The sequence below is a fragment of the Abyssisolibacter sp. ZYX002 genome (assembly GCF_056892235.1).
Genome location: NZ_JARMXH010000001.1, coordinates 510608 through 522667 on the forward strand (window position 1 = coordinate 510608; position 12060 = coordinate 522667).

Genomic DNA, 12060 nt, shown 5'->3' on the forward strand with positions numbered 1-12060 from the left:
GTACGAAAGAATATATTGTTTATGTTTAATGAGTGGTAGATTTATAGAAAATAGTGACGTAGATGGAATAAAGCAAAAGTATATAGTGTAGAGCTAGTAGGGAATTGTTCCTAAGCGATTGTTAAGATGGAGGAAAAAATGACTGATATTATAAAATCTTTTAAAAATATTAAAAATTTAATAGAAAATTTAAAGAAGAAAGAGCAAGTCGTAGGTATTGTTGAATATGGGGGAAGAACATACTCTGATATGGAAATTGGAGGAGATTATGACTTAACCGTTATTCTCAATAAATCAATATCGAAAAATTTTAATGGAGTTCATTTTCATATTGCAGGTATACCTACAGATTGTATGATATTATCAATAGAAGATTTTTTAACAGATACTCCAAATAACCCTTTTTATCTAGTACACCTAAATTGTAAAATACTTTATGATAGAGATGGTATAACCAAGACGATTTTAGATAGAATTAAGCGTAAATGGAAATTGCCAGAAAAAATTACTGATTTCGAAAAACATTTATTCAGATTTACATTTCAACACATATTAGATAAATTAGAATATCGTCTATATAAAGATATGCTTTATTCAAGATTTTTTATTTTTTCTTCATTTGATTGGTACTTGCAATGCTATGCAAGAATAAATAATTTAGAAGTAGGCAAGCCAAAAGTACATTTAAATCATATTAAAGAGTCAGATTTTGAATTATATAATTTGATAAATGAAATGTATAATACAGATAATTTGGACGAGCAATTTAATATATTAAAAAAATGCGCTATTAGAATATTAGAAACAATAGGAGGATTGTGGAAGAAAGAAGAGATATTACTTCACTTATCGCCAGGGGGGACTGTAATCTCTGAGGAAGAAGATGCAGTGATAAACTTATTGTTTCAATAAAATAGCCTATGATTTACTTCAAAGGTTTATAAATCTTTTATATAACAAAACAAAATTATCAGAATATCAGCTTATTTTACAATAAGTAATTTCAAGTATAAAAGGAGGGAAGTAAATGATATCCACAACTACTGCAAAAATTATTAATATTTTACCTGATAAATTTGTCACATACATATCGAAAAAAGTTGTTGATAAATACTTAAAAAAATATGCCAATATAAACGTACAAGGAAGTGAAAATTTAAAGGTTATAAAAACACCAACTATTTTTATATGTAATCACCTAAGTAATTCTGATGGATTAGTTTTAGACAAGGTTTTAAAAGAGATTGATCCAACTTTTGTAGCAGGTGTAAAGCTATCAACTAATGCTGTTACAAGTATAGGTGTTAATGTAATAAAGACTACAAATATAAAACCTAATACTTCTGATAAAGAAGGTCTTAAGAAAATTGTTAAGCTTGTTAAGCAAGGAGAAAGCTTATTAATTTTCCCAGAAGGAACTAGAAGTAGAGTTGGTAGTTTGATAGAGGCAAAAAAAGGAATTCTTCTTATAGCAAGAATGACAGGAGCTCCTATTGTACCTATTGGATTATATGGGACAGAAAGATTATTACCTATAAGCAAAGATGGTGATATGAGTACGGAAAACTTTGACTATGCAGATGTTAATATCATCATAGGAAAACAATTTGATTTTCCAAAGAGAGCAAAAGATCAAGATAAAAAGGAATATGAAAAATTCACCAAAAACTATATAATGAAAAAAATAGCAGAATTATTACCTGAGAATTATAGAGGAGTATATATGTAATCAATTGGAGGTATCAAGATGAAATTATGTAGTGTTCTAACAAATTATAATTTACCAGATGGAATTACAGTAGAAACTTATGATGAAAGATATTTTGAAGCTATACAAAAATTGTATGAAGAAGAAGGGTGGATGACTTTTATTGAAAGAGAAGATGATGCTAAAAATGCATGGGTGTCTTCGCAAGTAGCATTAATTGTTCTAAAGAATGGGATTGTGATAGGATTTATGAGAGCTCTTTCTGATGAACTAATTACTACATACATAGCAGAGATACTGATTAAGAAGGAATATAGAGGTAACAGACTTGGTAATTTATTAATAGAAATCTGTCACTCATTATATCCTAAAACGAGGCTAGATTTATTATCATCTGAAGAAGCAGATGATTTCTATAGAGAAATAAAGTTCAAGGAAATAATTGGGTTTAGAAAAAGTTATGTAGTCTAACATTATGCTTGAGGTAGTTATTTTGCAATATAAAATCCCCTATGATAAACGATGTAAATTGGGGCATTATAAAACATTATATTTTCACTTTTGATAAATGTTTATAGTAAAAAATCAGAATTTTTAAATTGGAGGTATGATGCGTATGAAGAGAAATATATTTAAGATGAGAAGAATAAGTGTAATATCACTTTATACGGCAGCATTTTTTTTGCTATTTGCAAGTGTATCGTTTTTATTTCTTATAATTGTAGGGTTGTGCTGTGGTTCATTTATTTATTTTTCACTAATATATTGGAAATGCACAACGTGTAATAGAAGATTACCATTAAAGCATAGCTCTACTGATAACGCAAGTTGTTGTCCATATTGTGGGAATGAATTGGGCAAAGAAATTGATGATAATAAATTAGTCTATGAAAAATGTGTAGTATTGGGCTGTATAATAGGAGTAAATGTACTAATGGCCTCAGTCCTTTTATATGACGCAGCAAACCAACGGAAAAGAGATATTATGAATGAACAAAGAATGAAAGTATCTTTAGATAGTATAAAGGAAAATTATGAGGCAACAGATGAACGTAGAAAAGATGCTATAAATGAACCAATATCAAAAGTTGCTTTAGATATTATTAAGAAAAATGATGAGGTTATCGAATCTATTGGTGTAGATTATAAAATTCTTAATCATGCTGTTAAAATTCATGATAACTATCTAATGATGAATATAAGAGGGGATAGGAATACTGCTATTGTTTGGATTACAATAGATGATAATAACAGTATTAAAAAAATAACAGTGGATTTATGTGATAATGATGATAATCCAATCATAATAGATATTGATAGCACAGAGCTTTATAAAAATATGAAATAGTAACTCTTATTCATCTATAACAGGAGGTTAAATTAATGACGAGGATTAATAAAGGAAAAATGCTATCTGTAATAATATGTGTTCTTTTAATTAGCGTATCTTGTTCTCATAAAGAGACAACTTCAAGCAAAATCTTAAGTATAACGCAAGGAAATTTATTTAAAGGTGAGTTAAAGGAATTAGGACCTCATTTGCAATTTCTTGGTACAACAAGTGTTTCAATAGACTATAAAGGGGATAAAAAGAAATTAAGTTGTAGTTATGAAATATGGAGTGATGGTGAATTATTAGAAAAAAACGGGATATGTACTAAAATTCTTTCGGAAGATGGATTTGATGGAGAAGTGAGTATCTCTTTAAAAGACTTAATCAATAATGATTTAGAGAGGTCAGATTATCTCATGATGACAGTTGTAATTAGTGAGGAAAATGGACATGTACGTAGTACGAAATTTATCAATAGATATGATAAAAACCTATCATCAGGACCAATTAGTTTACAAGATAATATTGAGACAAATAATGATAGTGAGCAAATTCCTATTTGGACATATATAGCTGATGATGGTGATTTCTATGTTGAGAAACATGACATGGATGAAGTCGCTGTAAATCATAAATGGACACTCCTAATAAAAATTAAGTTTTCCAATTGATTAATATATGCAGAGGATTTTATTAATATGAATAGATTTTAAGATAAAAGATGATGAATAAAGTTAATAACTTTGATTGAGCAAGTAATAAATAAATAGCAAGCTTGGAACAGACTATATCAAATAAAATTGCTATAATTTTATAGTACTAATAATTCAATACCGTACGGGGAGGAAGAATACTTTGAATTATAGTGAAGACATACGAAAAAGTATCAATTTTATAGAGGTAAATATAAAAGAGAAAATAACTCCACAGATGATTTCTAATCACATTGGATATTCTAAATTTCATTTCTGTAGAGTATTTCATATATGTATGGAACAATCTGTTATGGAGTATATTCGTAAGAGAAGATTGTCTCTATCTGCAATTGAACTTTTTCGAGGTAATAAAATAGTTGATATAGCCTTTGATTATTGTTTTGAAACGCATAGCGGGTTTTCTAAAGCATTTAAAAAAGAATTTGGATATACGCCTACTCAATATATTAAAAGAATGGCGTGGATTAACAGCTATAAAGAAGGTTATGATTCAGCATTTGATATAGGAGGATATAATATGGAACCAAAAATTATTCAAAAAGATAGTTTTAAAGTGGCTGGATATGGCATAAAAACTAATATTGAGGATAGTACCTATACAAAAGATATCGCTGCATTTTGGGATAATTATGATACTAATGGATGGGAGTGTAAGATGTATAAACAACTCAATCCACTTAAACATGGAGAAGTAGGGATATGCATTAATAATGAAGAAGATAATGTAACTTATCTACTAGGCGTAATCGTTAATAATTTTAATAAAGTAACTGATGATATGATAACTATAGAAGTTCCAGAAGCAAAATATGCTGTATTTACAACCCCACCAGTAGATACATCAGGTGAAAATAAGAGCAATAACGAATTTCCACAAGCAATTAGACAGACATGGAAATATATTTTTGAAGAATGGTTCAAAGATAGTGGGTATGTTTATGATGATACTAAAATGGACTTTGAATTTTATGATGAGAGATGTCATTTTCGACCAGATACTGTAATGGAAATATATATTCCAATAAAAAATATTGATGTCTAAAGGATAGAAGCTATTTCCTAAAATAAAAAACTAATTGAGGTGTATTTAAAATCATAAATGCACCTTTAAAAATGGAGGAATATTATGTTATTGAAAAAGACAGAATTACATGTACATGTATTACAATGCTTGTATACTGAAGATCTTTTTGAATTAGCAAAAAATCATTATACAGAAATTAATTGGAATAGATTCGATTTCTTAAATAAATATGAAAGTATCTTTGGTGTTAAACTTAATCCTATAGAAATCTTTGAAAGAGCAGTTAGAACTGGTTCATTAGAAGAAATAGAGGAAGTTTACTGTTATAAATTTAGAGGAGAGGGTAATTTTGATGAATTCAATATTAAAAGCTATTTTGCTATTTGCATAACTGGTTATTATTATGATAAAGAGAATCCTGAAGTAGTTTTAAAATGTATCACAGAGCGTCATAAACGTGAAGGTTTAACATATGTTGAGTATAGAAATGGATTTGGGGGTTCAAGTGAAGAATGGAAAAGTTGGCATGCTAGATTTGCAAGATTCTTTAAAGAAGCATGCACTGATACATTTACAGCAAAATACATTGTTAGATTAGGTGATTATTCTTTATTAAAAGAAATTATAGAAGAAAACCCAGATTTAATAGATACGATAGTAGGCGTTGATTTCTCTGGTAAAGAAATAGCGCCCGAAAATTTAGAGAATTTCTATAAAGAAGTAAGTATTGATAGAAATAATGATCCAGACAAAACAGTTGATGTAGTTGTACATATTGGTGAAAATTTTTATGATAAGTCACTTGAAAGTGCAATACGATGGTGTCATCAATCTGCATTATATGGAGCAAAAAGACTAGCACACTGTATAGCACTAGGAATAGATCCGTTAATAGCAATTAACAGATGTAATGAGGCACATGTTTACGAAAGTGTTAAAGAGAGAATCGCTCAGATTAAATATGATATTAAACATATGGAAGAATTAAAAACATACAATGTGAAAATCAACCAGACTGAATTACTAGCTGAACTAGAAATTTTATATACTAAAGAGCCTAATGAAAAAATCTATAGAAACTATAATCAACAGAGATTACTTGGTATAACAAATAGACAAAATTATGTATTGGACGAATTGAAGCGTATTGGAACTATTATTGAAGTTTGCCCTACATCAAATTTATGCATAAGTGGAGTAAAGCTAATTGAACAACATCCATTCTTAAAACTATATAATTCCGGAGTAAATTTAGTGATTTGTACAGATGATCCAGGAGTCTTTGACTCGTCACTTAGTGATGAAGTTGATTTTATAATAGAGCAATTTCACATATCTCCTAAAGAATTATGTAAAAGGTTAGGTGATCCTTACAAATTTAGATTAAAAGAGAAATAGACAGGTATATAAATTTGTTAACTCTAACAAAAGAAATTAGGCATAGTCTTCTAATATATTTTAGAAGGCTTTTTTTAGTTTTATATGAATACCACCTGCTAATGATTTTTACAGGTGGTATTCATATATATTTGTAGGAGGGAATATTACATATAATAGTTAGATATAATGAGTAATATACAATAAAGAGTTCGTAGGATTGTCAGGGTCATGTTTCGACAGAATGATTAGAAGTAGTATGATATTATTGACATAATATTTACACCAAATATAAAAAAAGTAAGGTGATATGAATATTGAAGTTACAAGACAGTACATTGACAGACTAGCAAAAAAGTAATATTGACTAAAAATATTTAATAAAATGGAGGTGCAATATGAAAATAAAACGCTTATCTATAGTGCTATTTCTGGTATTAACATTATTTATAACTGGATGTCAAACACCTAGTAACATTCCTAATCAACCAATAAAACAAGGACGATTACAACAGCATGAATCTATACTTAATAAACATGAAAGTGACCTTAGTATTAGGTATGCAAAGGGGAAAAATGGAGTAGTGTCAACAGCAAATCCTATAGCTTCTAAAATAGGTATAGAGATACTTAAAAAAGGTGGAAATGCTGTTGATGCAGCAGTAGCAGCGTCATTTGCAATAGGGTTAGTTGAGCCCAATGCAGCTGGTATAGGTGGTAGTGGGTACATGCTAGTTTATAACAATAAGACCAGAAAGCAAGTTTTCTATGATTATATGGAGACAGCACCTTCAGCAATAAATTATGATATTTGGTTAGAGTTATATTCTAAATATGAGGAGTCTCAAAATACAGTTAAAAATGCCTGTATTCCGGGGGCTGTTGATGGATGGTTGACAGCTCTAGAGGACAATGGAACAATGACACCAACTCAAATTTTAGAGACAGTTATAAAAGTTGCAGAAGAAGGATTTAAAGTTACGCCACATTTGGCTGAAATATTCTCACAATCACTAGATAGTTTAAAATTACATGCAGAAACTGCTAAAGTATTGACAAAAGAAGGAGTGTCATATAAAGAAGGTGAAGTATTTAAAAATCTTGACTATGCAAAGGTATTAAAGAAAATTGCAAACGAAGGAAGAGATGGGTTTTATAAAGGTGAGATTGCGCAAGCTATTGTAGAATCAGTGAATAAAAATGGTGGATATTTCAGTATGGAAGATATGGCGAATTATAAAACAAAGAAAAGAAATCCTATTAAAACAACATATAGGGATTTCGAAGTATTAACAGCAGCACCTAGTAGTACAGGTGGAGTGCCAATTATCGAAACATTAAATATATTAGAAAACTTTGAGTTATCAAAACTCAAACCTGATTCTACAGGATATATACATTTAGTTAGTCAAGCATTATTTATAGCAAACAATGATAGATATTATCATGTTGGAGATCCAGATTTTAGCGATGATTCAGCAGTGCTTTTGTCAAAATCATATGCAAAGGCAAGAGCAAAGCAGATAGATAAAACAAAAGCTTTGCAAAATATCCCGCAATTAGATGCTAAAGATTTTGAATCTCATAGTACTACACATATATCTGTTGTAGATAAAGATGGAAATATGGTTTCTGTGACAAATACAGTGGGTCATCATTTCGGATGCAAAGTGATACCAAAAGGTACAGGTTTTGTACTTAACGACCACTTGTTTAATTTTTCAAAATCATATAAGACAAATTTAGTAAAACCGGGGAAAAGACCAAGAAGTACTATGGCTCCTGTATTGATATTGAAAGATGAGAAACCTTATGCTACAATAGGAACACCTGGTGGGTCTAGAATACCTGATACAATGGTACAAATTATCACGCATTTAATTGACCATAATATGGATTTACAAGATGTAATAGATTATCCAAGAATACATATGTGGAAGAAAATGCCTTTAACAATTGAATCTCGGATACCAAAAGATGTGCAAGAAAAACTTAAAATTATGGGTTATAAAATAGATTTTAAAAAAGATATGGATTCTTATTTTGGTGGAGTACAAGGTATAATAATAAATCAGAAAAGTAATCAAAAATATGGAGCAGCAGATAAACGAAGAGATGGGAAAGCACTAGCTTATTAGTTTATCTAATATCTTTCAAAGAATGTTTCGAAACGGATATTAATTAATAAAAAGTAGCATTTAGTTAGATAAAACTTGGTAGCAAAGAAAATTTGCTTTGAAGTTACAATAGCCGTCTCCTTATATAATAAATTGAAAGGATGATTGTTCATGAAAAAATTAGTAGTATTAATTAATTTATTTTTGACGGTAGGTTGTATGAAAAAAATGAAGTAAATATATCGCAAGTTGAAAAATCAGTTTCAACTACAGACAAAGTTATAAATGAAGAGAAACAAAAGACTGATTTATTAAATGATAGTAACATGGGGCTTCTTCAAAGCGGAGATAAGGACAGAATGGAAAACGATGTTTAGGATATAAAGTCATTTATACCCAAAGGGAGGAAAGTTTTAAAGAAACATAATAAGTTAGCCCTAGCAAAAGGAGATTTAAATAATGATGGAATAATGGATAAAGCCTTTATAATTGAGCAAAGTAATCAATCGAAAGAAGCTTCTCCAAGAAACTTAATAATAGCTTTTGGGAATAAAGACAATACATATAAGTTATCAATAAAGGCAGAAAAAGCAATTCTTCTGGCGGATGAAGGAGGGACTTTTGGAGATCCTTTTGAAGGTATATCTATAGATAGAGGTTCTGTTCTACTGAATTTTTTCGGAGGTAGTTCAAGTAGATGGTATAGATATTTTAGATTCCGTTACCAAGAAAATGGTTGGTATTTAATTGGGTTTACTCAAGGTTCATACGAATCTATAGTTGATTCGATGGATTGTTTTAAAGATGACTATAATCTAATTACAGGTGATTATATAGGCGAAAAGTATGATGATGGAAAAATCAAAACTATAAAAAAGAATATAGGAAAAAAACAACTTTTGAATTTAAAGATTTTGTTACATGTGAATATAACGTACAGTCTCAGTAAGAAGTTATTATAAATAATTAAATAACAGAGAAATTTTTGGTAAAGAAATATACGAAGCATTAATGTATTAATATATGTGGTTTAGAGTATTTTAGGGATTCATTCTATAACAATATTGTATCATGAATTTTGACAAAAAAATAGACTTATACTACGCATGATAATTAGATATAATGATAGTATTCTATATTTGAAGGGAGTAATTATATAAAATATATAGGTGCGGAATTGATACCATATCAATAAATCTAAGATATCTACGAGGAGTGTATTTATGAAGTTTGAAGATATGAATTATTTAAGACCTAATATTGATAACTTTGAGATGAAAGTATCAGTATTGTTAGGAAAGTTTCAATCATCACAATCATTTGAACAGCAAAAAAAAATAATTGAAGAGATAAATGCTTTAAGAAATAACGTATTAACAATGGTTATGATAGGGGAGTGTAGAAATCTAATAAATATTGATAATAAGAAATCTAATAAAGAGGCAAAATATATAAATAAAATTTGGCCTAAATATGAGTTAGTGGTTGCAAAATATTATAAAGAATTAATTAATTCCAAATATCATAAAGAGATTGTTGAAACATTTGGTGCTCAATTAATGAATATTGCAAAGGAAACTATTAATACTGTAACAGAAGATATAATTGGAGATTTAGAATTAGAAAATAGTATAGCAAAAAAATATACTAAGACTATTTCAACCATGAAAATTGATTTTATGGGACAGAATAAAACCTTAGCTCAGCTTAAACCTTATTGCGCATCAGCAAATAGAAAAATCAGAAAATTAGCAAATGAAAAAAGATATGAATTAATAGGAGAAAAATCTTTTCATATTGATGATATATTAGATGATTTAATTAAAATAAGGACTCAGATAGCTAAAAAATTAGGTTATAAATCCTTTGTTGAACTTGGCTATAAAAGACTAAACAGAACTGGTTATACAAAAAAAGATATAAAAAAGTTTAGGAATCTAGTAACTATATATATTGTACCTCTTTGTGAAAAACTTAAAGAAAAACGAAAAAAACTATTAAATATAGATTGTCTAAAATATTACGATGAAGAAGCAAACATAAAAGAAGATGAGAGTTTAAAGGAAAAAAATACAAAGTGGATTATTGAAAAGTTTGAAACAATATGTAAGGAGTTATCTATCGAAGCAAAAGAATTGTTTGAAATGATGAAGCAAAATAATCTTATAGATTTAGATGCTAGAGAAGGAAAGGCAAAAGTATCAATGACAACTTTTTTATGTGACTATAAATTACCATATATAATTGCAAGTTTAACTGGAATAAAAAAGGATTTTAAAACTTTATCGCATGAATTTGGACATGCATTGCAAATGTATGTTTTTAATAGAATGAATGAAGTGCCTGAATACATATTGCCTACAAAAGAAGCGTGTGAATTGAGTTCCATAGGTATGGAGTTGTTAATTTGGCCGTATTTAGATGAAATTATTGAAGATGCACAAATGTATAAGTTCAATCATCTTGTAGAGATAGTTCAATGGATACCATATAGAGCATGTATAGATGAGTTTCAAGAATATATTTATGACAATCCTACAATATCAAAAAAAGATAGAAAAATAATGTGGAGACAACTAGAGCAAAAATACATGCCTTTTGTAGACTATGATGATAACAGATATCTGATTGAAGGTAACTTTTGGCAGCAACAGTCTCATATATTCACAAACCCATTTTATTATATAGATTATGCATTGGCTCAAATCTGTGTTTTACAATTGTTATCAATATCTCAAGTAGATAAAGATGAAGCATGGAGTGTGTATTTAGAAATATTAAAGAAAGGAGGAAGTTTGTCGTTTTTTGATTTAATTAAAGATACAAATATTTCCTCACCTTTTAAAGAAGAAACATTTGCTGTTGTAACAGAAAAAATAAACAGATGGTTGAACACTTATCATAAAAGAAGCGAGTAGTATTAGAATATTTAGCTTATGATAAAGAGATGCTAAAGCTATATAAAGTATGTGAAAAGCATACATGATAGGAAATGAAATAAAGACGAGAAACTAATATGTGAAAATAATACTTAAAACCTTAAATAAATAAGTTTAGACCTAATTTAGTGGTTAACGTAAATATGTTTATATCAAACAAATTTATGAAAGTACTTAGACATTTTATTTTAATAATATAGTTTTTGTTATATAATATTAAAGGATATAACTGTTTGCATAGGAGGAGATTATAATGAGATTAATAAAAAATATGGATATTATAGAAGGTATGGATTATTATTGGCAAGCTACAAGCGAAAAAGAAAAAGTTGGAGAGCAATACATTGTAAATATGGCTGAGATGGATGGGATGAAATTAATATATGACGATGAATTTACATCTGAATCAGTTAGAAAGGTTTTAAGCGCTATATCCAATAGAGAGATGATGACGGGTAACAAAAAAACAATGAGATTTTGGAACAATAATATGTGGATGCTAGAGGATTTAGAATATACTAAGATGATGGTAGCACCACTAAAGACACTCAATATTGATGCTATTGCAAAAAAGCTTAATGATACAAATTGTAAATATGAAGACATTGAGATTATATTTGTACCAGGACATTTAGATGAGTACTATCTAATAGATAATAAGCTTATAATTAATTTCTTTAGAGTGAAACCTGACCTTTATGAAGATAATAAAGTGACTATAGATGATAAATTAATTCAAGACTATATTTGTGAAAAATTACTTGAATTATGCAATGGTTAGAATTAGATTTATTAAAATGTTGTAGAGGGATAAATATGTAGAAATTATGATTAGTGATTAATATA

Annotated in this window: 12 protein-coding genes; all 12 read left to right on the forward strand. The window is 28.6% G+C overall.

Going from position 1 to position 12060, the window contains the following annotated elements:
• Positions 1 to 138 precede the first annotated feature (138 nt).
• Positions 139 to 912, forward strand: coding sequence for a hypothetical protein (locus P3X86_RS02400; protein WP_483291026.1), 774 nt, complete (start codon positions 139 to 141; stop codon positions 910 to 912).
• Between the two features lie 115 nt (positions 913 to 1027).
• On the forward strand, positions 1028 to 1729 hold the full coding sequence (locus P3X86_RS02405) for a lysophospholipid acyltransferase family protein (protein WP_483291027.1): 702 nt from the start codon (positions 1028 to 1030) through the stop codon (positions 1727 to 1729).
• Positions 1730 to 1747: 18 nt separating this feature from the next.
• Positions 1748 to 2179: a GNAT family N-acetyltransferase gene (locus P3X86_RS02410; RefSeq protein ID WP_483291028.1), complete on the forward strand. Its 432-nt coding sequence runs from the start codon at positions 1748 to 1750 to the stop codon at positions 2177 to 2179.
• Between the two features lie 145 nt (positions 2180 to 2324).
• Positions 2325 to 3056: a hypothetical protein gene (locus P3X86_RS02415; RefSeq protein ID WP_483291029.1), complete on the forward strand. Its 732-nt coding sequence runs from the start codon at positions 2325 to 2327 to the stop codon at positions 3054 to 3056.
• A gap of 35 nt (positions 3057 to 3091) precedes the next feature.
• Positions 3092 to 3712 carry a hypothetical protein gene (locus tag P3X86_RS02420; RefSeq protein ID WP_483291030.1) on the forward strand — a complete coding sequence of 207 codons (621 nt, stop codon included), beginning with the start codon at positions 3092 to 3094 and terminating at the stop codon, positions 3710 to 3712.
• Positions 3713 to 3896: 184 nt separating this feature from the next.
• On the forward strand, positions 3897 to 4799 hold the full coding sequence (locus P3X86_RS02425; RefSeq protein WP_483291031.1) for an effector binding domain-containing protein: 903 nt from the start codon (positions 3897 to 3899) through the stop codon (positions 4797 to 4799).
• A gap of 84 nt (positions 4800 to 4883) precedes the next feature.
• On the forward strand, positions 4884 to 6179 hold the full coding sequence (locus P3X86_RS02430) for a hypothetical protein (protein ID WP_483291032.1): 1296 nt from the start codon (positions 4884 to 4886) through the stop codon (positions 6177 to 6179).
• Positions 6180 to 6556: 377 nt separating this feature from the next.
• On the forward strand, positions 6557 to 8296 hold the full coding sequence (gene ggt, locus P3X86_RS02435) for a gamma-glutamyltransferase (RefSeq protein ID WP_483291033.1): 1740 nt from the start codon (positions 6557 to 6559) through the stop codon (positions 8294 to 8296).
• Between the two features lie 194 nt (positions 8297 to 8490).
• Positions 8491 to 8652: a hypothetical protein gene (locus tag P3X86_RS02440; protein ID WP_483291034.1), complete on the forward strand. Its 162-nt coding sequence runs from the start codon at positions 8491 to 8493 to the stop codon at positions 8650 to 8652.
• Between the two features lie 93 nt (positions 8653 to 8745).
• Positions 8746 to 9237: a hypothetical protein gene (locus tag P3X86_RS02445; protein WP_483291035.1), complete on the forward strand. Its 492-nt coding sequence runs from the start codon at positions 8746 to 8748 to the stop codon at positions 9235 to 9237.
• Positions 9238 to 9498: 261 nt separating this feature from the next.
• On the forward strand, positions 9499 to 11193 hold the full coding sequence (locus P3X86_RS02450) for a M3 family oligoendopeptidase (RefSeq protein WP_483291036.1): 1695 nt from the start codon (positions 9499 to 9501) through the stop codon (positions 11191 to 11193).
• Between the two features lie 274 nt (positions 11194 to 11467).
• Positions 11468 to 11995: a TDE2712 family protein gene (locus P3X86_RS02455; RefSeq protein WP_483291037.1), complete on the forward strand. Its 528-nt coding sequence runs from the start codon at positions 11468 to 11470 to the stop codon at positions 11993 to 11995.
• Positions 11996 to 12060 lie beyond the last annotated feature (65 nt).